This window comes from Telmatocola sphagniphila (assembly GCF_018398935.1).
Lineage (GTDB): Bacteria > Planctomycetota > Planctomycetia > Gemmatales > Gemmataceae > Telmatocola > Telmatocola sphagniphila.
Genome location: NZ_CP074694.1, coordinates 2399631 through 2422178, shown reverse-complemented (window position 1 = coordinate 2422178; position 22548 = coordinate 2399631). Strand labels below are relative to the sequence as shown.

Below are 22548 nucleotides of genomic sequence, written 5' to 3'. Positions count from 1 at the left end.
GGAGTGAAAAAGTACCTGGCGGGGGTGAAGGGACCGAACAAGACACAAAATCCCTCGATTCGGTCCGTTCCTTCACTTGCATTAGCGTACACCGATCTCGAAAGGGTTGCAAGTAGACTTTCCTAAGCAGGTTCGCATTTTCAGAAATATTGGCCGCTGTCGCAGGTGCAGGGAGGGCCTAGGCGTCACGGCTTTTTCTGGGTGCCAAGCTTTTTCAATTTGTGCAAGGTTTCATCCAGTTTTGCCAGAAATCGAGATCGATCTTTGGGAGTCATGGGGGCGGGACCTCCGGTGATTTCTCCCGACTGCCGAAGTTCATTCATCAGATCGCGAGAAGCCAGGGCGTAACCGATATCGCTCTCCGTGAACGGTTTACCCCGAGGATCCAATACATGAGCCCCCTTTGCCAGGGATCTCGCGGCGAGGGGAATATCCGCCGTGATGACCAAGTCCCCCGTCTCGCACATCAGAGCGATCCAATCGTCGACTCCATCGAATCCTTTTTTCTCAACCAATTCCACCAGGGGATGATTGGGAATCCGCATGGGATTATTTGCCGCGATCACGACTTTTATTTCAAAGCGTTTAGCGACTTTGTAGATTTCTTCCTTCACCGGGCAGGCATCCGCATCGACATAAATGATCCACATTGCCGAAATCCGTTTTATTGCGGCTAAAAAAGTAGGTTCCTTAATATCACGATACACCTTGAACGCTATTTGTCGATCAGCCGAGTCTTCTTAGGCGCGGTCGAAGAGGCCCTGAGAGAGGTCTTCTCGCAAGCGTCTCGCCCGGACTCGGCTGGATGTGAGAATTTTCGAAGTGAACCTTCGCGGAGTGCGTAAAACAAGTTCTTGCCTTACGTAAGCCTGGTCGGTCCGGGATAAATTTTTGGTTCCTCTTGAATGGGTAAGCAGACCAATTAGGCTTTTTAAGCGGGAGGCACTCCCAGACAAAGTGCGTATTCTTGGACTTATTGCCGAGAATGATGGAAATATTGGTCGAATCGATCTCCCGGGCTTTGAGAAACGGAAAGCGTCACCTTCGCCCATTCGGAAAAGAGCGGTAGTAGCGAAATGCCCGAGTTCAAGGAAGAAGACTTGCAAATGGCCGCAGCCTTAAATGGAGATTCGCCAGTTCGCGCTTCGATTCGGCAGTGGATTGGCTTGGCGGTAATCGCATTGCCTTGTCTCCTTTATTCCATGGACCTGTCCGTCCTCTTCTTGGCTTTGCCCGCAATTAGTGCTGATTTACAGCCGTCGAGTTCGGAACTTCTGTGGATTGTCGATATATATGGGTTCTTACTGGCGGGTTTCCTGATTCCGATGGGGAATCTGGGCGACCGAATTGGACGGCGACGACTGCTGATGATCGGGGCCGGCGCTTTTGCTTTTGCTTCTGTTTTAGCGGCTTTCGCGAATGGCATTGCCATGCTGATCTTGGCACGCGGAATTCTCGGCATAGCGGGGGCGACTCTGGCACCATCCACCCTGTCACTTATACGAAACATGTTTTTGTCTGATCGCGAGCGAAGTCTGGCAGTGGGAATTTGGATGGCCAGTTTTTCCGCAGGCGCGGCTCTCGGCCCGGCCGTGGGTGGACTGATGCTGACCTATTTTTGGTGGGGTTCCGTTTTTCTGCTCGCCGTCCCCATAATGATTCTTCTGTTGATCGTAGGGCCATTCGTACTTCCGGAGTTTCGCGATCCCCGTCCAGGGCCTTTGGATTTATACAGTGCGGGGTTGTCAATCGTTGCGGTCTTATCCGTAATCTTTGGCGTTAAACAAATTGCAGAATTGGGATTCCATCCGGACTCCTTATTAGCAATTTTCCTTGGAATTTTTATTGGTTATGCATTTATTCAGCGGCAGAAAAAATTGGTGGATCCCTTTATCAACTTAGATCTCTTTCGGATTGCCGAATTCAGTGCTTCTTTGGGAAGTTACATAGCCTATGTCTTTATTACCTTTAGCGCGTTTCTTTTTTCGGCGCAGTGCACACAGTTGGTATACGATATGACTCCCCTCGAAACTGGTTTGTGGTCGCTACCACTAGCAGTGGCACTAGGTGTTGGTTCCATTCTAGCCCCCTTATTGATCCGAAAAATTAAACCCGGCTACGTCATCGGAGGTAGTTTTGTGGCGTGTGCGACCGGCCTTTTGATCGTCAGTCAGGTGGGCGAAGTTGACGGGCGGGCGATGCTCTTGTCCGGGATGGTTCTTCTTTGCCTGGGGGGTGCCCCCGTCGGGACACTTGCAACCGATCTCATAGTTGGAAGTGCCCCGGCCGACCGAGCCGGCGCTGCCTCTGCGATTTCCGAGACTGTGGGGGAATTGGGAGGGGCGCTGGGTATTGCGATAACCGGCAGCATCGCGACCGCGGTCTATCGCCATTCGATGTCTTTAGTCGATCTTTCTGGTCTAGGGGATGCTGCGAAATCGGCCGGCGATACTTTTGGCCAGGCAACGGAACTCGCTCGAGTACTTCCGGAACCAGCGAAACTGAAGCTTCTCACCGCTTCTCGCCATGCATTTATGAATGGCTTTAGTATCAGCATGGTACTCTGCGCGGCACTGGCGCTTGTCGCCGCCATCTCAGTTATTTATTTTCTTCGCAAGGTGAAATCCGAGTGAGCCATAAGCTGTTAGGCGATTTAATTCGCGATATTCTTCGAGGATCGTTGATTCTTAGTCGAATCGTCTAGGGGGCCAATGAGTCTGAATATCTTAAAGAATGCAAGACAAGTCCATTCCGGATTCCTCAATCGAAGCTAGGTAAGCTCGTTTCCCGAAATAGAGCCGGTATCCGTCGAGAAGGAAGCTATTTGTAAAAGCTCGGCGGGTGCGGCACGACTTTCAACTTCGCGTAGTCAAAACCGCTCGGCAAAGGTTCGTACTTGCCGACGGGATCGACGCTCGAAGTGGGATCGATTTGTTTCTCCCTGTTCAAGCACCAGTAAACCGCATTCACGGTTAAACGTCGCAGCCCTGGATTTCGATAATCTTCTGCGCTTCCCATGGTCGTATGAAATACTCGGGCCGTTTTCCCGGTATTTCCGGTCCAGGTTCTGACCCAGGCGACGGGCAGCGGGATCAACTTTGGATTAATCGCATCGTCCGGTTTTCGGCCCAGTAGAGGTTGCCCATCCACCAAAGGAGTGCAATCGGCGGGTAGGCTGCCACCCACTTTGTAGGTGCGGTACACATCGGTGAGTCCCCAGATATCCTGGACCCCCTTGAGGACGGGGTGATCTTTGTTTTTTTCGACGAGAAGGCCGCGAGTTGAATCTTGCTGCCAGTTCCCATGGTGTTCGCGGAAAGATCCGCCGAGCACATCCTCGCCGAAGTCAATTCTCTTACCGGCCTTTTTGTAATCGAAATCTAAGAAACCGTGGTTCGCGGTTCGTACAGGGAAATCGCGCTTAAATTCCAAGAAAACATCTAATGTCATTAATTGTATTGCGCATCGTTCTTCTTTAGTGGAGGATGTGGAAATCGCTCGCTAGATCGCCCTGGGGTTCCTCGATGTTTCAGCTTTCCGAACTATCTCCCGCGCCGGCGAAAACTCCGTTGACCGATCTCCTCGTCCACTTCGCGGATTTGCCCGACCACCGCCTCGATCGTTGCCAACAACACACGCTTTCGGAAATCATTTTCATAGCCATTTGCGCCGCGGTTTCCGGAGCCAACGACTGGGTGGCCGTCGAAGCTTTCGGCGTGACCAAGATCGACTGGTTCCGGAAGTATCTCCCCTTGCCCAACGGCATCCCGAGCCATGACACTTTCGGCCGAGTTTTCCGCTATCTGGACACGGATGCTTTCGAGGCCTGCTTCGCTTCATGGATGGCGGAAATCTGCGTCGGGACCGACCTGCTTCAGGTGGCGATCGACGGCAAGACGATGCGTTCGTCAGGCGGTCCGGGTCAGAAGTGCCTGCACGTGGTCAGCGCGTTTGCGACGGCCAACCGCGTGACGCTGGGCCAAGAGGCGGTGGACGATAAATCGAACGAGATCACCGCGATCCCGGAATTGCTGAAACGGCTGGACATTGCCGGAAAAATCGTGACTATCGACGCGATGGGCTGTCAAAAAAAAATCGCCGAGGCGGTGCGGGAACGGGACGCGGATTACCTGTTGGCGGTGAAGGACAATCAACCGACTCTCTTGGCCGAGATCAAGGCTCATTACTTCAAGCATTTGGAGTCCGGATTCGCCGATGTACCGACGACGTTCTGCGAATCGACGGAGAAGAATCGAGGCCGAGTGGAGTACCGTTCGTGCCTCGTGTTTTCGGACGTCAATTTCTTATCGATGAAGGACGATTGGAAAGGCTTGAAGACGGTGGTCGTGGTGGTGACCGACCGCCGAGAAAACCACAAGAGCGCGAGCGAAATCCGCTACTATATTTGCAGCCGAGCGTCGGACGCTCCGGTGTTGGCGAAAGCGGTCCGGGAACATTGGACGATCGAGAATAATTTGCATTGGTCCTTGGATGTGACATTCGGCGACGACGACAGCCGGGTTCGAAAAGATAACGGCCCTCAGAATTTCGCCAGGATTAAAAGGTTGGCTCTGAGCATAGTAGCGAATGCGAGCGGCAAGGAATCGATGGCAGTCAAACGACTGAAAGCCTGCGCCAGCGATGAACGCCGAGAATTAATTATTCGAGAATTCCTTCAGCTTTAAATGCGATTTCCCTGGCGGTTCGTATTCCAATGATCGGCTTCCCCGAGTCCAGGTATTCGTAAACGTATTTCCTTTGCGCCTCAGGTAGTGATAGGAGCCGGCTGAAGAGAATGACCAGGTCCGCTCGAGCCAAATACTCGAGACCGGGAATATTGTGGGTGACAGTCTTATCTTCCCAGCGAATTTTCTGGGTAGGGTCGACTTCGTTTCGATCGTTAAGGCTGAAGAGGACAGTGCAATCGAAACCGTGATGCTTCGCAAGAATTTTGGCCAGCATGGGAAGTGCGAATTCGCTGCGATATTCCTGATCGGCCGCGATGAGTACGATGTGTTTCCCCCGGCCAGGGCCTTTCTCACCGGTATAAGTAAGCCAAAGAGGGCTATCCGGTACCGGATGTTCTGCATGCAATCGGGAGTGGAACGCCGAAAGAATAATAGCGATCAGCAAGGAATACCGCACTTCAAACTCCCTGGGAGAGGATAGAATTGACTGGCGGAAATTGACAGCGATACCATCCCTGTCGGTAGATCTTATCCGGAAGGCCGAGTTCCGGCGAACGGATCGCTCGGCGGGATACCATCTGGCTTCCCATGCTTTGGTTTCCACCAAAAATCCTTCAAACTCCTGCAAACGGTATTACGATTTCTCGTAATAATTATCTGAGTTAAACAGTTCGCTGTTTCTGGATTGGCTTGGGAATGCCTAAACTCGATGTTTCCTGGAAAACTAAAATCTCATCCCGCTAATCGATGACTAAGGGTTCGGATCGTGAAAATGGCTATTGTCTGGATCGCGGTTTTCACCCCTATGTATCTCCTGGGATTCTTCCTCTTTGGGCAGGGCTTGTGAAGTGCTAGAAAAGCGAATTTGCCCGGAAGCTGGCCGGCTACGCCTGGAAAGATCACTCACTGTGAACTCTATGAGATTCCCGACAGAGAAGGTAATACATACGAGGTCCGGTGTGAATACTCGTATACAGTTGAAGGGATTTCCTACACGAGTTCTCGACTGGCATTCTGGTATTATCCCGGTAGCGATAAATACGACGAAGAACAAATTTATCGAAAGCTTAAAAGTGCAAAGGCAGTTAGTGTGCGATACGATCCAACTGATCCTTCGATTTCGTCTCTCTCCTACGGCGTGCATCCGGGCAGCAAATTGACGATCGCTTTCTCGGTTGTCTGGCTTTTGATGATGTTAGCATTCAACATCGCTGCTTGGGTACTCAGTCACCCAAACAGAACAATACTCGAGAATATTGTAGCGCAGTGAACTTGTCTGAGAGGGGTGATGTCCCGACTGGAATGGCTCGTTTCAATCTGTCCTAAAAAAAATTGAACTACCCCACGCTAATTGTAGTGAAGCGGTCTTTCCTTAGCGATGTGCTTACTGAGCTGCTCGTTACCGTTGCAACAGAGGGGAACAGGCATACGCACTGCTCGTTCCCCTCTGTTGCAACGACAGCTCCAGACTCTACGTCAGAACTTCGCTGGCGACCTGACCTGCAATATCCGTCAGTCGAAAATCGCGGCCGGCATAGCGATAGGTCAACTTTTCGTGATCCAGACCCATCAACGCTAGTAAGGTGGCATGCAAATCGTTGGTATGCATCCGACCTTCAACCGCTTTGATACCATACTCATCCGTGGAGCCGTAAGTGAAGCCTTTCTTGACTCCCGCTCCGGTTAAAAACATCGGGTAGCCCGTGATGTTATGATCGCGACCATCCTTCCCTTGGGCAGTGGGCTGTCGGCCGAACTCACTTCCGAAGAGAACAAGGGTTTCGGAAAGCAGTCCCTTTTGTTCCAGGTCGGTTAAGAGAGCGGCCACCGGTTGATCGATCGAAGCGCAGCGCTCTATCATCCCTTTGTGCAAATTGGTGTGATGATCCCATCCCGGTTGACAAATTTCGACGAACCGAACGCCGGCTTCTGAGAGTCTTCGCGCCATCAAACACTGCCGAGCAAATCCGCCCGCGGGGCCATCCTTGATACCGTAGGCATCCTTCACCTTCTGGGGTTCCTGGCGAATGTCCAGTAGTTCGGGCACTTTGCCTTGCATGCGAAAACCGAGTTCCATGGTTTCGATAACTCCATCGAGTTGATCCGGCGCGGTCGGGGTATTGCCCAATTCGCGATTCATGGCTTGGATCAAATCGAGTTGTTTTCGCTGCAGAGTCGTGGCAGTGGAAGGCTTCAGATTCGGCAATTGTCCCAGATCGTCGATGCGGGTTCCCTGGAAGTGAGCTGGTAGGAACGCGCTGCCGAAGTTCACCGCGCCTCCGAAATTCGGCGGCGGATTGATGGTGATGTAGCCGGGTAATTCCTGATTCTCGGAGCCCAGACCGTATAAGAGCCAGGCTCCTAAACTGGGACGGGTCAGCGCTGCGTTCGCGCTCCCGGTGTGGAGTTGAACCACGGCCTGAGGATGGGCCGGAGTGTCGGTGTGCAGGCCTCGGAGCCAGGTGAGTTTATCCGCATGCTGGGCGAGTTTAGGCAATAATTCCGTGAACCAGCTACCCGTTTCGCCGTACTGCTTCCACTTGAATTTTGAAGCGGTTAGAATGCCGCCGCCCGGACCCGGCTTGCCGTCATTCTTTTCCAGCTGCGGTTTGTAATCGAACGTATCGTGATGTGAGATTGCCCCGTTCATATGAACGAATATGAGCCGCTTCGCCCGCGCTTTAAAATGGGGAGCTTTGGGGGCAAGAGGTTTCGCCTCAGGTTCTGACGCTCGGGCTTTGGATTGACCGAGCAGTCCTGCCAGAGCAACGAGGCCGAAGCCGCTACTGGCCGTTTTTAATAGCTGTCGGCGGCTGGGTGGCACCGCAACTGAAGCCCGAAGTTCTTTGGGAATATTCATTTGAAATTCCAGTGGATTCAATGATTAGGAAATAAAAGATAATGGAGTTTTGATGTCTTACTTGAGGTAGCGGAATTCCGCCGAGCCTAACACGGATTGCACAAGTGCCTGCCAGGCCGCAGTTTTGGCATCCTTGGGATGAACGATTTCTTCAGCGATGTTTTCTCCCGTCTGATCGACGGTATCCGGATCCTGGTTCGGATCCACGGGTTTCTTCGGCTCAACTTTCTTTGCGACTTTCGGAGGTTCGGGGGGAGGCGGTTGCAATTTGGCGGCCGCTTCATAATCCGCGACGAAAGCCAGAGCCCGGGTGAGTTCATGGTCGGTCGGCGTGCGACTCAACGTCCGGCGATATAGTAGCGAAATTCGATCGGAATCGGTCGCATTCGAATCCTTCAACAGCCGATCGGCCAAACTCAAGGACTGGTTCGCTACGAACGCGGAGTTCAGCAGGAAAAGGGCTTGGCTGGGAACTGTCGTCGATTCCCGGATTCCCGTTACCAGAGTTTGTTCGACCGGATCGAACGCTGCCAAGGCGTGAGGGGTCACGCCGCGCAGCAACGGCAGATAAATGCTCCGTGCCCGACTTCGGTCAGCGGCTTCGTGAATCGCTTTGGCTTCGGGGCCATTATCGCGCATTTCGATCATCTTGAGGCTGCTCACGGCGGAGGGGCCGAGTCGTTTGGAATCCAATTTTCCGGCGCTGAACAAGGCCGCATCGCGATATTCCTCGGCATCCAGTCGACGCGGGCTGTGACACCAGAGTAATTTGTTCGCGGGATCGAGTTTTCGCGCCGTTTGGGAGGTTTCCGCCGAGAGTTGATAAGTTCGCGAAAGTGCGATTTCGCGCACCAGCTTTTTCACGCTCCACCCTTCCTGCAAAAAGCGATTCGCCAGAAAATCCAATAACTCCGGATGACTGGGAAGATCGCCAGTAACCCCGAAGTTATCCACGGTCGATACGATCCCTCGACCGAAAAGATGCGCCCAGACCCGATTAACCGCCACGCGGGGGGTGACGGGGTTCTGGTTGCTGGTGAGCCATTGAGCGAGTTCGAGTCGACCACTATGACTTGCAGGTATGGAAGGGGCATCTGGCACCGTCCAGGCGGTCAAAAAGCCACGGGGAATTTTGGGACCGAGTTTCTCCGCCTCTCCTCGAATGCGAAGTTCAGTATCCCCGACGACTTTGCCTTCCCGGGCTCCATGGACCGCAAAACCTCGCGCGGCCGGATCGGTGAGAGCGGCGAGTTCCGCTTGTTTTGCTTCGAATTTCAAGCGAAACGGACGCTGGGTCGGAAAGCCATTGGCGGCCAACTTAAGACCCTCGGGAGTTCCGCGAATGGCATCCCAGGCTTTTTTGGCCTCGGCAAGTTCCGCTTTGACCTTTTCGACTTGTTCTTTAGGCACTTCCGGGAGATTGCCTTTTAACACCACTAGGTTCGCAGGGTCGTAATACGCCAAGCCACCCCCGCCCATCAAACTCCGCACTCCGGCTGCATTCTCGGAACTGGTGAAAATTCCCGCCAGTGCGTAATAGTCGGACTGGGGAATCGGATCGAATTTGTGATCGTGGCAGCGGGCGCAACTCACGGTTAGTGCGAGAATCGACCGCGACACCGCATCGATCTGTTCGTCCACATTGTCCATAAGGAAACGAACTTTGAACCTCTGGTTCACATCCTTGACACCCAAGGCCAGGAAACCGGTGGCCGTCAGTTGACGATTCTGTTGCTCGGAATTATCGGCGGGCAAAAGATCGCCCGCGATTTGTTCGCGGAGGAAGCGGTCGAAGGGGACGTCCGCATTTACCGAGTCGATGACGTAATCGCGATATTTCCAGGAAAAGGGGTAGGGAATATTACGACTCGGTCCCGTGCTTTCTCCATATCGTGCGACATCGAGCCAGTGTCGCCCCCATCGTTCACCGAACTGGGGAGAGGCCAGTAAACGATCGACTACTTTTGCAAAAGCATCGGGGGCGAAGTCATTAACGAAGGAATCGATATCGGCCGGGCTAGGGGGCAAACCAGTCAGATCGAAGGTGACGCGACGAAGCAGCGAAAGCTTATCGGCCTCCGCCGCTGGCTGGAGATTTGCAGCTTCCAACCGGGAGAGAACGAATCGATCGAGATCGTCCTTCGGCCAGTTCTTGTTTTTCACAACGGGTACTTCGGGTCTGGAGAGAGGTTGCCAGGCCCAGTGCTCTTTTTTGAGTTTTTCATAGCTCGGCTGGGTTTTGCCCAGATGCCCAGGCACTCGAATGGTCGGCCAGAGAGCACCTTCTCGGATCCACTGGGTGAGATCGGCCAGCTCTTGGGGTTTGAGATCCTCTCCCTGTTGGGGCATGTGACCTTTATTTTTGGCTGTCACCCGTTTGAGGATCAGGCTTTTATCGGGATTTCCGGGGATTACTGCGGGGCCGGTATTGCCCCCGTTCAGCAAGCCATTGCGATCATCTACGCGCAGACCCCCCGCGGGTTTTGTGTCAGCACTGTGGCAGGCATGGCAATGTTCCACCAGAATCGGACGGACTTTCTTTTCGAAGAAGTCGAGCTTTGCGGGCTCGGGTTCGGCACCAAAAACTGGAGTTATTACGACAAATGCCGCCGTAATAACTGCTAGCGGGTGTCTCATAGATTACGCCTCATTCGGTTCAGCAGTATTTCGATTTATTTAAGGAATCGGTTCCGCAGGGCGGTTCCGATAACAGTTTTGCGATGACAGATCGTTTAACTTCGCTTTAAGAGCTTCAGATTAATTGGATCCATTTCCATGCGGGGTTCTTTTATGACCACCGGATAGGGCGATTTGGCAGGATCGAGGTATTTTCCCCCGAGTCTATCTACGGGCCGCTTTTTCGAATCAACATTCTCCCCAGGCTGGAGAAGAGGTATCCAAGTGATTGTAACCTTATACTCCCCCGGAGGCACACCTTCATGGGTGATGCTCCGAGAAGGATCATAAGTGGTGAGCTTGTAGGATCCGTCCGCATCTACCAATCCGGTCGGACGGAAAGTCGATTCGCCGATGCTGGAATTTGTAGGCACGAGGGTCACCTGCGCCCCTTCGGCAGGTTGGCCGTCCACTTGGAGTTTGCCGGTGACGGGAATGTACTTCCCATTCTCACTGGAGCAACCGGTCTGCGTCAGGACGAATATAGCCGAAGCTACCCCGAGTATAAATCGCTTCATGGTTTTCCTCTCTATGCAATTTGCTAATTGTCTGTCAGAATTTCGCCGCCCGCTCGCGTATAAAGGGCGACCACGGTTGCGAAGGTTGTGGAGTTCGTTAGGAATCGAACGGAGCCATCCCCCATGACGACATTAACTCCGCCGGTATGGAAAGAATAAAGCTCTCCACCGTTGGTGCAATTTAATGCACAGGGGCCGTAATAGGTTCCGGTTGCCGGATTGAAGCTGCGCAGGGAGTCTATGATCGAACCTCCGATGGCGAAGTTGGCCCAGGCTCCTCCTTGGTCTTGGGAATTAAAGGAGGGAGTAGGGCGACCATTAACATAGATGGTATTTCGGCCTGCTTCTTCGACAAAAAGCAGGGTGTTCGATGTACCGTCGGTGATTTCGGTTATCTTGCGATTCACTCCCCGGCCGAGAATTCCCTCCCCCTTATTCGGATCGTAGTTCGGGGCGGGAGTTGGAGCGAAGATATTTGCGGCGTTGAGGTCGATGCGGAAAATCGGCACATAATCCAGCGGTCCGCGGCCATAGGGAAGGGAGCGAGAAGTGGAATCGCTTCCATTGGGAGTCGAAGGGCATATTAAGATCGGAATAAGGGTCTGATTTACATAATAGTTCGCATCGCTTGGCGTCTGGGCGGCCCAAGTCGCATTCAGATTGTAGGCGTTTTGCACATTCTGCTGCTCCAGGTAGGGCAATAGCTCCACGACCCACCCGTGGGGCACGGCATAGGGCTTAGATGTCAGCCAGGCGAACGAAGGATTATAAGGGGCCATCGTGAAACCTCCGATGGCGCTTTCGAAATTATGCTCTGCAAGGCCGAGTTGCTTCAAATTGTTCGTACACTTTATACGTGATGCCGCTTCACGAGCTTTCTGTACCGCAGGAAGCAACAGGCCAATCAAAATGGCGATAATGGCGATCACAACGAGCAGTTCAATCAGCGTGAAACCCTTGCGTCGGACAGATCGGCGTTTCATGAGAAAAGTCCCTCGAATCGGTAATGAAAATTTGAAACGCACTGAATGGACAGCACGCTTGGAGAGATAATCGACTATAATGATAAACTTGATCATCTATCGCAAGAGGGTAAATGGGGCGCGACATCTCACTCCGTCAAATTCATCTGGGAAGTCGAGTATTTAATTTTCCTGTAAAGCGTTTGGGATTAAGCTTTTAGGAAATAGCCATCCGAATCGAATCCTAAACCGGGAAAGCGGGCGAACTTGACAAAGTCCGCGCGCACAAGGCCGGAAATTTATCGCAACTTCTGTGTGCGATTGGCAAAAAGGAGGGAAGACGAGTCTTCTTAAGAGTTGTGCAAATGGAAAGTGTGAGGGCAATGCCGTTGAACACTGGGAATGATCATTTCCAAGCTATCCGCCAGCGGAGAAGAGCAGTGTAAACTGGACTTTTCGGTCCTTAGCAAGGCTTGCCCAAAAGGAATGGACCAACCAATTCCCATGACCTAGATATCGTCCTTTAAACCCGGGTCTGGGCTAGCATACTCACAGCCGCTATCGGCCCCCAGATGGCAAACTGGTGTAGCGTCTATTGCTGCACCAAGGGTGGTTTGAAGCGTCTTCTAATCACATAAAAGAATACCGGCGTCAGAAAGATCCCGAAGAAAGTTACCCCGATCATTCCAGAGAAAACAGCCGTTCCGAGCGTTCGCCGCATTTCCGCACCGGCCCCGTGGGATATTACCAGGGGAAACACACCGAGTGTGAACGCGAATGATGTCATCAGAATCGGACGCAATCGGACTGTCGCGGCCTCCACGGCCGCATCGAAGGCCGGCACACCTTGCAATTGTCTGTCTCGGGCGAACTCAACGATGAGGATCGCATTTTTCGCCGCCAGTCCCGCCAGCACCACGAATCCAACTTGCACGAAGATGTTGAGATCCATCTTGGCAAGGATCACGCCGAACAAGGCGCTCAAAAGCACCATGGGTACGATGAGAATCACCGCCATTGGCAGCGACCAACTTTCGTACAAACCTGCCAGGACGAAGAATACCAAGAGCGTTCCGAGCACGAAGGCACTGTACGGGTTGTTTTGCAGATCGCGAAATTCTCGCACGGTGCCCGAAAGCTTCTGCAGATAGCTCAATTCCGTCCAATCGACGGAGAATTGCCGTGGCATTCCTTCCGCTTCTTGTTCCATGATCGCCTGAATTTCTCCGGTACTGATGCCGGGCAAAATTGCACCGTTAATCGGGGCGGCCGGAAACATGTTGTAACGCACGATCTGGAGAGGCCCAGGTTTTTCGACTACTTGAGCCACGGATCCCATCGGCACCATGTCTCCCCGGTTATTGCGGATGCGCAGTTGCCGAACGTCTTGGGCCGTCATGCGGAATTTCGAATCAGCCTGAACGTTGACTTGCCAGGTGCGTCCGAATTTGTTGAAGTCGTTGACGTAGTAGCTACCCATATTCGCCTGAAGCGCGTCGAATACATCGGTAAGCTCTACCCCCATCGCCTTCGCTTTCACTCGGTTGACGTCCACATAGAGTTGCGGCATCTTGGCCCGAAAACTATCCAATGCGCCGATCACTGCCGGAGGATCTCCGAGGTATTGCTTCGATATCGGATCGATGGCGGGGTTGTAATCGGGGTTTAGTATGGCTTCCACTCCTGGATGAGCCATCTTGTTGCCCTGAGCTGCCAGATGGTCGGCCTGTTCCTGTAATGCCCCATAATCCACATCTCCCGCCGCCTGCACCATGAGTTTGAAACCCCCGGCCGTGCCCAGTCCGTCCACGGGCGGAACTCCGAACACATTGATCTTGGCTTCCGGAATCTCTTCACGGAAGCGTTTACGCAAGATGGACGCTATGCCATCGGCATTCAATCCCGGCCCGCGGCGCTCGTGGAACGGTTTGAGGGGAATGAAGCCAGACGCCAGGTTGGAACTCATCGCATTGAGTACGAACGAACGTCCTGCTCCGTTGATGATGTTCGCCACTCCAGGCGTTTCCAGCACGATCTTGTCGATCTTTTTGCAGACGGCCTTGGTCCGTTCCAGAGAGGCTGAATCAGGGAGCGAGACCATCAAGATCAATCGCCCCTTATCTTGCGTAGGAATAAAGCCTTGCGGCAGAAGAGTGAAGCCGTAACCGGTCAACCCGATGAGGCCGATGTAAACCAGAAGCATGATAACAGACAGTCGAAGACACCAACCCACGGTCTTCCCATAAATTCTGGTGCCTAACTCAAACACGGAATTAAATGCTTTGAAAAACTTGCCCAGGAACCAGTTTACCGGTCGGATGATTGCCACGCCTACAATCCCGCCGGGGATCGCCCCCGGGATAAACAGGACGACGTACCCAAGCCAACTCCAAAGTGTGGCTTTGACGCCGCCGGGCAAGGCATCCAAGCTTTCGAGATCCTCGGCAGAGGCGATTCCAAAAAAGTGGCCGAGAGAGGGGGTGAGAAACCAGATGCTCGCGACACCGCCTAAGATGCAGAAACTCCACCAGGGTAAAGCTTCCTTGCCGTCATTGCCGTGTCCCTCGCCATGTTTACGGCCTGCGAAAATCGAAGTCGCACGAGCTGGGGTCATTGTCATGGCATTGATCGCCGAGATGAGCATCGACGCGGAGATGGTTAGCGCGAACTGTCGGAAGAACTGACCGGTGATTCCCCCGAGGAAGGCACTGGGTAGCAAAACTGAACTGAGCACTAATGTAATGGCCACGATCGGGCCGGTGATTTCGCTCATAGCGCGTATGGTGGCCTCGCGAACCGGCAGACCTTTTTCCAGCCAGCGTTCTATGTTTTCCAGCACTACAATGGAGTCATCCACAACGATCCCGATCGCGAGTACCAGACCGAAGAGCGTGAGGTTGTTCAGTGAAAAGCCCATGAGCTTCATCACAGCGAACGTACCGATCAGCGATACACCAACATCGATCACTGGTAGCATAAGCGAACGCCAGTCCTGCAGGAACAACAGCACCACGAGGGCGACCAGGATGACGGCATCACGAAGGGTGTGAAACACTTCGCGAATGGATTCTCGGACGAACGGAGTCGAGTCGTAAACGATGCCGAATCTCAACCCTTCCGGAAACTTCTTTTCCTCTTCGTGCATCAGCAACCGAATGCGGTCAGCCACATCCAGTGCGTTCGATCCCGGCAACTGGAAAATGGCTATTCCCACTGAGGGTCGACCATCGAGTGTGAGATTCTGATCGAGATTCTTCGCCCCGAGTTCGCAGCGGGCCACATCCTTCAAGTAGGTCACCGCACCATCCGCGCCGGTTTTCACCACGATATCTTCAAAATCCTTCGGTTCGGCCAGTCTGCCCTTCGTACTCATCGAGTATTGGAAATCGAAGCGCGTTCCATTGGAGATCGGGGGTTGGCCAACCTGGCCTGCTGCAACCTGGATGTTCTGTTCGCGCAGAACGGCGATGACGTCTCCGGCCGTCAAACTGCGGGACTGCATTTTGTTTGCGTCGAGCCAGATGCGCAAGGAATAATCTTGCCCTCCGAACGAGAAGACATCGCCTACTCCTTCAACGCGCGTGAGGCGATCAACGAGGTTAATGGTGGCATAATTACTTAGATAGAGGTTGTTGTAGTAGGGATTGCCAGTCTTCGGGTCGTTGTCGGAATAGAGGTTGACGATCAACAGCATATCGGGGGAGCGCTTACGGACGGTAACTCCCACGGCCTTGACGACATCTGGCAACACCGGTTGAGCGATGGCGACGCGGTTTTGCAATAACACCTGAGCCATGTTAATGTCGGTGCCGAGATCGAAAGTCACGTCGAGGGTGTAAGAGCCGTCATTATTGCTCGCCGAATTCATGTAGAGCATATTCTCGACACCGACTACTTGCTGCTCGATCGGTGCGGCCACAGTGTCGGCGACCACCTGCGCGTTAGCTCCGGCATATGTGGCGGTTACACGAACGGTAGGAGGGGTGACTAGCGGGTACTGGGCCACGGGCAAAAGGGCGGAGGAGATTCCCCCGATCATGACAATCACCAGCGAAATCACCCAGGCCAAAACGGGGCGATCGATAAAAAAACGTGCCAGCATTATCAATGCCTCGTGCCAAGAACGGTAAAAGGTGTCCTACAGGATGGACTGGTGTGATTTTTTTAAAGTCCGGTATTTGTCGTCTTCGAACCAGTTTCACAAGCTTTGGGCAAATTATCAACGCACGGAGAGTTTCGCTTCAGAAAATGGGCTTAGGGAGGATAAGTCGGGGATGGCAAAGCGGCCCCTTTCGTGAATTCGATCCAAGTACATAGCCTTGGGCGAAACTGGAGATTTCTACTTAGGGGTTTCTTCCAACATTGGAACGGAGTTCTGCATGTCCGGCTCCACGCGCGTACCACCCTGGGCGAGTTGGACGCCCTTGACGATGACTTTTTCACCCGCCCGCAGTCCCGATTCGATTTCCACTAAGCCATCATGTTTCCCGCCCACCACGACCCGCCGACGCTCTACGATATTATTTCCATTGAGGATGCAGAGCACTCGAGAACCTTGGTCGTTGTCGAGCGCACTTTCGCGAACGAGAAGAGCCCTGTGTTTATTGCCGATCGGCAAGGTTACCGTGGAGAATAACCCCGGCGTAAGACTTTCATCCTTATTGGCAAACGATGCCCGCATCCGCAGCGTGCCGGTTTTAGGATTGATTTGGTTGTCCACGAAGTCGATCGTTCCTTCTCTGGAAAACTTGCCGCCATCGTCCAACCGCAAGCGAACTTTCGCTCCCAAATTACGAAAAGGCTGCGCTTTTCCATCTCGCACCAGGTTCATATTTCGAAGTACCGCCCCTTCATCCACATCGAAATAAGCATATATCGGATCGACCGAAACGATTGTGGTGAGAAGTGTGCCGCCATTCTGATCGCCAGATTGCACGAGGTTACCGGTTGTCACTTTGTAGGCGCTTGTTCGACCGGTGATCGGGGCGGCGATCTTGGAATATTCGAGGAGAAGTTCAGATTGTTTCACCGATTCTTTGGCGAGTTCAAGGTTAGCCAAGTCGAGATCTCGAGCGGAGATCGCCTTTTCCAAGTCGGATTTGGATATCGCATTGAGCACTTTCTTAGAGCGCTCGAGGTCGGCTTCATCGAACTTCAGCTTGGCTTCCACCTGGGCGACATTGGCTTTAGCCTGGTGAAGCTGGTTCTCGTAGACTCGCGCATCGAGTTCGAACAGAATGTCCCCACTCTTCACCATGTCGCCTTCTTTGAAGTTGACCTTGTTCAGATAACCCCAGACGTGGGCTCGCACTTCCACGTAGTCGATGGCTGTCATTCGAGCGGCGAAATCCAATGAATCGATGACCTCCCGTTCAACAGGGGTACTAACATCGACTTTGACATCGAGCTTCTTGATGGGAGGCGCCGATTTTTCCGCTTTCGCTTCGCCTTTCGCTGATTTCGAAACCTCGGCAGAAGGGATTAACGGTGCACCGAAATAGTAGGCCGCTGCCATCGCGAGACTCAAAATCGTCCCGATAACGATCCATGTTGTAGAAATACTGCCTCTTTGACCAGATAAAGCTGTGGGCGGAAAGCTGGGACCGTGATGAGGGGCGGCTTCGGAACCAGAGGTCAATTGCGAGGAGACGACAAGATCGGTCTGTGTAATAGAGTTAGCCATAGTTGATGGTGAATATAGCAAGGACTGCCTTGTCTTACAGGGATTTACCAAAATTTCGATGTCTGATCCGCGCTGATGGAGGAAGACTGCTCCCCTCTGAGCCAGAGAGCAGTTTTCGTTTGGTTTCAACGCTTATTGCATCTCGAGCAGCAATCCCGGGAAGGAAAATTGTTCGGTGGTAAGATTTGAACCAGCGGTAAAAACCCTTGCATTGGAAAAGTAGCTTAGTTCGAATCTCATTTCCAATTTCAATTCCCAGTCCTCGAAGAATGTTGTCCATTAGATAGCCTACGAAAATATTCGTTTGACATGAAGTCGGCAGAAACAAAAACGCAGTCGAATTTCATGTCGTTTAATCCAATTGCCCGGGGTGGAAGGGTTTTACACCTCAAGTTTCGAATTGGTATGAGGAACTATGGAAGGTCCTGCGATTCCTCTAGTCGATCTTTCGGAGTCTGCAGGATCCTTGCGCTAAATTCTACGAGAGGTGTCTCCACTTTTTCAAACGGACGGCTTTCCGCAAATCTCCTTTTTTGCTCAGAAATTGGAATTCAGTCACTACGAGAGGGCAGGGCGTCGAACTCCCTACATCCAGAGTACGGTAAAAACCCTCGTTCTATGGGGTTGTAGCGACCCTTGAGAATTTTGAGAAAGAGATAGGGCTTGAATTTGGCTCAATTTATGAGAAGATAATAATGTTCATCCTACCTGAAACTCGATTCTCTTTGCCCTTCCGTTTTTTGTTGGAGCATCTTAGATGGCCTTCTCACGTACACTGGTTGCACCGGCGATGATTGGTATTTGTGTACTGGGCTATTTCACATTTCAACAGAAGGGAATGCCCAACGTAACGAATAACCACAGCAATTCGTCGGAAAGCCCCGAATTAATCAAGATCGCACATCCGGTTCGATCAAGCGAGACACCCTCTCCGTTAAAAATTACTCCAGAACCGAGAGTGGCCGAGTCCGAGCTCAATCGCAAGCCCGGCGTGACTGAACTTGAACCGGCTCAGAGCGAACGCGATAAAATCATCGCTCTTCTCCACAAGATCCTGCCCGAAGGCGAAGTGCTTCCCGAGAACGAAATTGACTGGTTTGGCTTGCTGTCTGAAGGCAAACAGGAATGGTTGCGCGACAAAATCGACAATCCGGAAATTCTGGAGGTCTTCGACCACGTTGCCGAGAAACTCGGGCCGATGCGAACTCGAATTCGGTTGAATGAGTTTTACGCCTACTCCCAGAAGCACCTTGTACTCGTTCCTTCAACTGTTTCGGATCCATCACCAGTTACCAAACTGGATTCCGAAACGGAGAAACTTTTCCATATTCTCGATCGCAATGGAGATCATCTGCTCAGTGCGGAGGAAATGCCGAAGTTACTTCGAGTGGAATTGAAAACCTGGGATGCGGACAGTGATGGGAAAATCAACCCTGCGGAATTTCATAATTATATCCTCGATCGATTGAGAAAAGGGGAACACAGGACTGACGTGGAAGCGGAAATCCTCCGGGGGGCCGCGGCGGGAGACCCCAACAAAACACCTCAAGGATTACCCGGCTGGTTCTTTCAACTCGATCTGGACCATGACGGTCAAATCGGACTCTATGAGTGGCGGAGTATTTGGAGCGCCCTCGAATTCGAACAACTCGATTTGAATCAGGATGGATTTCTGACTGCGGAAGAGCTATTGCATTACCTGCATGATCCCGAGCACCAGGGAAAAGCTTTGAACGAGCTGATCCATCGTAAACTCACCAAGCCGGAATTGCACGCAATCGCCGTTGCTTCACGCGATTGGGGTCTGCCGCCTTCGCAGCAGAGTGGGAGGGTCGGTAAAGGTTTAAAGGGTGCGGACAGTGGCAAGTCTCTCCTTCGATAAGAGTAAGCACGGAACCCACTCGAGACTTGGATCATGAATCCAGCTCCTCTAGACTGGTAAATACGGTTGATCCGAGCGGCGTGACTTTTTGCCTCTACGATTTAGTGATCGTCGGGAAGACAAAGAGCGTTTGATACTATCAGCGAAGAAGGATTACTTCCCATCACGAAATGGAAAGCTTGATTTCTTTTTAAGTAAATCGTCCTTTGTGATGCTAACGATGCCAAATGAGGAGAGGCGAGTGCATGCCCACCAAGCTCACTGGCACGGAAATTAGCGTTCCAATCTCCCAAAGAGCATATGGTGTACGTTTTGTTTGTAGATCGTTTTGCTCGAATCCAGGCTCCAGGTATATCCCACAATCGTACCTTGATCATCGGTAAGGATTCGGAACGTGCCTTGACCGACCCCGGTATGTTTTTCATTCTTGTCATATCGGGAGTCTTTTTTGCCATGCGGACTCATGGTGCTATCGATCACCGGGACTTCCCATTGTTTTGCAGCGCCGGCGATGGTCTCAGCGGGAGTATTCAGGAGCTTGGGTTTGGCATCCACGAGCATGACGTGGCCGGTATTGTCACCTTCTTTGGCATCAAGATACTTGATGGCAATCAGATCCCCAGGTTTCAGATTCTCCAGTTTCTCGATTTTCTTCCAATTTTTTGATTGTCCCAAATCGATCAGATCGTGATAGCGGCGCGCGGTGGGTCGACGCGATCCTGTCCAGTTTTTCAAATCGTCTTCCGTATAGCTGTAAGTGTGCATCAAGAGATGGTTGATCAATCCACTGCAATCGCAGTAGGCTTTCGGAGGATCCTTCCATTTCACTTCTCCCTGGCCATGTTCGTATTTGGTGTTTGAGAGCGAGAGTTGACGGACGAGCTCCCTGGCCTCGGTCAAGTGTTTGGGAACTGGGGCCTCGGTTGACTGCGTAGGAGCCCAAAAAAATGAGCTAAAAGATAAAAAAACAAGAATATTCACACCGAATGCCTCATGAACCAATAGTGTTTTCAGGCATTATAGCTTCGAGAAAGACGGCCGCAATTCTATTCGGTATTTTTAGATAAGGCGTAGCTGTAGGAGAGGGAATTCCGCCCTCATGGACAGACTTGCATGATCGCGATCAATTTCTCAATCTATCGGAGTTAAGGATGCGACTTGAATTTACTCTCAATTGAAGCAGGGCTGGCAGCCATACCCTCGGCGTTTTACTGAGAGGTAACTCATGGCAAGGGTAGCGAGCGAGGACCCTGCCTCGCTCTTCGCCAAAATGGAATTTTCGACTAAAGATCGCTTCGCTGAATCCTCATCGCCTTCTCAAGGGATGACGTTCATTTGGTGGAGCTCGTTCGGCCGCGCACGGACAGGCTAGGCTCGATTTGGGAATTGACTAATTCCAGAAATCCTCCCAAGGAATTATGCGTTTCCAGTTGCTCCCGGCTGAGCCTAATGCCATAAATTTCCTCGATTCTGAAAATGATCTCGAGTATATCCAGGGAGTTTACCTCAAACGCAATAAGAAGAGGAGTCGAGGGGTCCATTTTCGATAGTTCGATTTCATTCCCTGTAAACTCTTCCAGGATTTCTTGAATCTTGATGTGAATCTCGTTCATTTTGTCCAATCAGGCACTAGGGAGAGGGGTTTCTGAATATGCATAATTCGCGGCGATTAAGTTTTTAAATCCAGCTCCAGGGCAGATCTCAAATCCTTCCGAGCCCAACCGCGATGATGCCTCGCAGTTGCATCCCCCTACAAGTTTGATTAAAGGTTGGTTAGGACATTTGTCATAACTTTTTAATAGAGACCTAGAAATATATATATCAATCCATGGTTCCGCATTATATGTTTCATTTCGTGAGTTTCTTGGAATCTCATGATCTGCAAATAGTCAGCTGAAGATTTCGCCTCGCATTAGTCCGAATTCAGGCGGAAATTTCTACTAGTCGTAAAGAAACGCAAACCCCGGATCATTCCTGACTATTGGAAAGCGACTCTTCAGGCTTTAGTTGCCACCACCACTCCCAAGATCCTCATTAAATGAGCTCGGCAGAAAACCTTTCAGAAAAAAAGGCGATCAGCACTTTTGTACGTTTCTCCGGCCGCCTGAGTATCGGAAAAAGCTCCGTCAGACCCACGAATGTTCAGAAATTCGCCCGCTTTCATTTTTTGATTCTGACCAACCTCTTTGGCTGAAGTAGGTATCTGCCAATTTTTGGGTACCGTAATTCGTACGCGGAACTCTCCAGTTCAATTTCACCAAGGCGTCGAATTACCCGAGTGAGTGCTCTAATGCAAGGAATCGGCTCTCAGAATTGCGAATTGCGAGCTTAGTTTCGCATCCCAGAGCAGAAATTCGCCTAAAACGTCCCGTAGCTAGTTGGAATCGCGTCTCACTTCTTGAGACCGCGGAGGTTCAAGCCGCAATTTCTTTTTCCCGGATCTTGTTCTGAATATAGGCGACTTTTCGGCCAATAAATAACACATTATTCAGTTCCAGATCGATATTGGCCGCTCCACCCGTTTTAACGTGAAGATCCCCCGCACCGAAACCTAAGAGCCAGTGGCGGAAGAAATCGTTGCGTCGTTTTTCCAACATCAGAGACGATGTGTCGACCGCCACTTCTCCATCGCCGATATCCTGCCGAATGGTGACTTGTCCCGGTGTCACGATCAGGTAGGTATAGCGATCATAAACGAACATGCTGAAGGTCCACAACACAAAAATCGGAATAGCAAAGGCGAGGTATCCGCCAGCATTCATACGAACATCCAGACCTCCGAGCCAATGCAGGATCGGATCCCATAAGTGCAGTTGTGCGAGCACCAGAGCAACGATTATCAAGCCGCCGATGGCTACAAGTGAGGCGAGGCCGCGAACCGTGATATTAGTCACGACGATGACGAAGAGGATGGTCGCTACGAAAATTACGCCGTAATTATTGCTTAGAGCGACCCGGATATGCGGTTGAGGTTCGGTATTATTGGGATTCTGCTGCGGCAGTGACTGTCCCTGCGGAACCACCAAAACGTCACGTGGACCGACCGCCCCATCGATATTTTTTTTCTGCTCGGCGACCGTTCCCTCGGGAACAACGGCCATTACGTGACCGTCCATATAGGTCAGCCCCGCCATTAGAAAACCCATCAGCCAGACCGGCCACCAGTACATGAGATTGGTATGGCCGAAAACCCGAATCCGGATATTCGGGTCTTCCGCGGCGATCGTAGCCGGTGGACTGGGAGAGTTGAATGACGTGGTAACGCTCATGGATTGACTA

Annotated in this window: 16 protein-coding genes; 4 read left to right on the top strand and 12 right to left on the bottom strand. The window is 51.9% G+C overall.

Annotated features, from left to right (window positions below; genetic code table 11):
• Window positions 1-185: 185 nt before the first annotated feature.
• A complete protein-coding gene (locus tag KIH39_RS09635) occupies window positions 186-650 on the bottom strand; it encodes a YaiI/YqxD family protein (protein WP_213499120.1) in 465 nt (154 codons plus the stop codon).
• A gap of 426 nt (window positions 651-1076) precedes the next feature.
• Here KIH39_RS09635 and KIH39_RS09630 point away from each other — a divergent pair, with 426 nt between their 5' ends.
• Window positions 1077-2633, top strand: a complete 1557-nt coding sequence (locus KIH39_RS09630) for an MFS transporter (protein ID WP_213499119.1) — start codon at window positions 1077-1079, stop codon at window positions 2631-2633.
• A gap of 187 nt (window positions 2634-2820) precedes the next feature.
• Here the strand turns inward: KIH39_RS09630 and KIH39_RS09625 are convergent, their stop codons facing one another.
• Window positions 2821-3450, bottom strand: coding sequence for a ThuA domain-containing protein (locus tag KIH39_RS09625; protein WP_213499118.1), 630 nt, complete (start codon window positions 3448-3450; stop codon window positions 2821-2823).
• A gap of 74 nt (window positions 3451-3524) precedes the next feature.
• Between KIH39_RS09625 and KIH39_RS09620 the strand changes: the two genes are divergently transcribed.
• Window positions 3525-4685, top strand: a complete 1161-nt coding sequence (locus tag KIH39_RS09620) for an ISAs1 family transposase (protein WP_213498793.1) — start codon at window positions 3525-3527, stop codon at window positions 4683-4685.
• Here KIH39_RS09620 and KIH39_RS09615 read toward each other — a convergent pair.
• On the bottom strand, window positions 4660-5145 hold the full coding sequence (locus tag KIH39_RS09615; protein WP_213499117.1) for a hypothetical protein: 486 nt from the start codon (window positions 5143-5145) through the stop codon (window positions 4660-4662). The genes KIH39_RS09620 and KIH39_RS09615 overlap by 26 nt on opposite strands.
• Before the next feature lie 408 nt (window positions 5146-5553).
• Here KIH39_RS09615 and KIH39_RS27075 point away from each other — a divergent pair, with 408 nt between their 5' ends.
• Window positions 5554-5958, top strand: coding sequence for a DUF3592 domain-containing protein (locus KIH39_RS27075; RefSeq protein ID WP_213499116.1), 405 nt, complete (start codon window positions 5554-5556; stop codon window positions 5956-5958).
• Between the two features lie 201 nt (window positions 5959-6159).
• Here the strand turns inward: KIH39_RS27075 and KIH39_RS09605 are convergent, their stop codons facing one another.
• The 6 genes from KIH39_RS09605 to KIH39_RS09580 all read right to left on the bottom strand — a co-directional run bounded on the left by KIH39_RS09605 (window position 6160) and on the right by KIH39_RS09580 (window position 17219).
• On the bottom strand, window positions 6160-7548 hold the full coding sequence (locus tag KIH39_RS09605) for a DUF1501 domain-containing protein (protein ID WP_213499115.1): 1389 nt from the start codon (window positions 7546-7548) through the stop codon (window positions 6160-6162).
• A 57-nt stretch (window positions 7549-7605) separates the two neighbouring features.
• Complete coding sequence (locus tag KIH39_RS09600; RefSeq protein WP_213499114.1) at window positions 7606-10185, bottom strand: DUF1553 domain-containing protein; 2580 nt, start codon at window positions 10183-10185, stop codon at window positions 7606-7608.
• Window positions 10186-10280: 95 nt separating this feature from the next.
• Complete coding sequence (locus tag KIH39_RS09595; protein ID WP_213499113.1) at window positions 10281-10742, bottom strand: carboxypeptidase-like regulatory domain-containing protein; 462 nt, start codon at window positions 10740-10742, stop codon at window positions 10281-10283.
• Window positions 10743-10765: 23 nt separating this feature from the next.
• Window positions 10766-11725, bottom strand: coding sequence for a DUF1559 domain-containing protein (locus KIH39_RS09590; protein WP_213499112.1), 960 nt, complete (start codon window positions 11723-11725; stop codon window positions 10766-10768).
• A gap of 571 nt (window positions 11726-12296) precedes the next feature.
• The gene (locus KIH39_RS09585; RefSeq protein WP_213499111.1) at window positions 12297-15806 is read right to left on the bottom strand and encodes an efflux RND transporter permease subunit; all 3510 of its coding nucleotides are present in this window, start codon (window positions 15804-15806) and stop codon (window positions 12297-12299) included.
• Between the two features lie 237 nt (window positions 15807-16043).
• Entirely contained in the window at window positions 16044-17219 is a 1176-nt protein-coding gene (locus tag KIH39_RS09580; protein ID WP_213499110.1) for an efflux RND transporter periplasmic adaptor subunit, read from the bottom strand.
• 925 nt (window positions 17220-18144) lie between these two features.
• Here KIH39_RS09580 and KIH39_RS09575 point away from each other — a divergent pair.
• Window positions 18145-19269 (top strand): EF-hand domain-containing protein, encoded by a 1125-nt coding sequence (locus KIH39_RS09575; RefSeq protein ID WP_213499109.1) that lies wholly within the window; start codon window positions 18145-18147, stop codon window positions 19267-19269.
• A 273-nt stretch (window positions 19270-19542) separates the two neighbouring features.
• On the opposite strand, the gene KIH39_RS09570 is transcribed toward KIH39_RS09575, so the two are convergent.
• The 3 genes from KIH39_RS09570 to KIH39_RS09560 form a co-directional block, all read right to left on the bottom strand.
• Complete coding sequence (locus tag KIH39_RS09570) at window positions 19543-20097, bottom strand: NlpC/P60 family protein (protein ID WP_213499108.1); 555 nt, start codon at window positions 20095-20097, stop codon at window positions 19543-19545.
• A gap of 503 nt (window positions 20098-20600) precedes the next feature.
• Window positions 20601-20882: an acyl carrier protein gene (locus KIH39_RS27070; protein ID WP_213499107.1), complete on the bottom strand. Its 282-nt coding sequence runs from the start codon at window positions 20880-20882 to the stop codon at window positions 20601-20603.
• Window positions 20883-21683: 801 nt separating this feature from the next.
• A complete protein-coding gene (locus KIH39_RS09560; RefSeq protein WP_213499106.1) occupies window positions 21684-22538 on the bottom strand; it encodes a hypothetical protein in 855 nt (284 codons plus the stop codon).
• Between the last annotated feature and the right edge of the window lie 10 nt (window positions 22539-22548).

Bases quoted from the DNA above. Each gene is read 5' to 3' on its own strand.
- KIH39_RS09635 (WP_213499120.1), bottom strand. From the start codon at position 650: ATGTGGATCATTTATGTCGATGCGGATGCCTGCCCGGTGAAGGAAGAA.
- KIH39_RS09595 (WP_213499113.1), bottom strand. From the start codon at position 10,742: ATGAAGCGATTTATACTCGGGGTAGCTTCGGCTATATTCGTCCTGACG.
- KIH39_RS09575 (WP_213499109.1), top strand. From the start codon at position 18,145: ATGGCCTTCTCACGTACACTGGTTGCACCGGCGATGATTGGTATTTGT.
- KIH39_RS09625 (WP_213499118.1), bottom strand. From the start codon at position 3,450: ATGACATTAGATGTTTTCTTGGAATTTAAGCGCGATTTCCCTGTACGA.
- KIH39_RS09585 (WP_213499111.1), bottom strand. From the start codon at position 15,806: ATGCTGGCACGTTTTTTTATCGATCGCCCCGTTTTGGCCTGGGTGATT.
- KIH39_RS27070 (WP_213499107.1), bottom strand. From the start codon at position 20,882: ATGAACGAGATTCACATCAAGATTCAAGAAATCCTGGAAGAGTTTACA.
- KIH39_RS09560 (WP_213499106.1), bottom strand. From the start codon at position 22,538: ATGAGCGTTACCACGTCATTCAACTCTCCCAGTCCACCGGCTACGATC.
- KIH39_RS09605 (WP_213499115.1), bottom strand. From the start codon at position 7,548: ATGAATATTCCCAAAGAACTTCGGGCTTCAGTTGCGGTGCCACCCAGC.
- KIH39_RS09580 (WP_213499110.1), bottom strand. From the start codon at position 17,219: ATGGCAGCGGCCTACTATTTCGGTGCACCGTTAATCCCTTCTGCCGAG.
- KIH39_RS09590 (WP_213499112.1), bottom strand. From the start codon at position 11,725: ATGAAACGCCGATCTGTCCGACGCAAGGGTTTCACGCTGATTGAACTG.
- KIH39_RS09620 (WP_213498793.1), top strand. From the start codon at position 3,525: ATGTTTCAGCTTTCCGAACTATCTCCCGCGCCGGCGAAAACTCCGTTG.
- KIH39_RS09630 (WP_213499119.1), top strand. From the start codon at position 1,077: ATGCCCGAGTTCAAGGAAGAAGACTTGCAAATGGCCGCAGCCTTAAAT.
- KIH39_RS09600 (WP_213499114.1), bottom strand. From the start codon at position 10,185: ATGAGACACCCGCTAGCAGTTATTACGGCGGCATTTGTCGTAATAACT.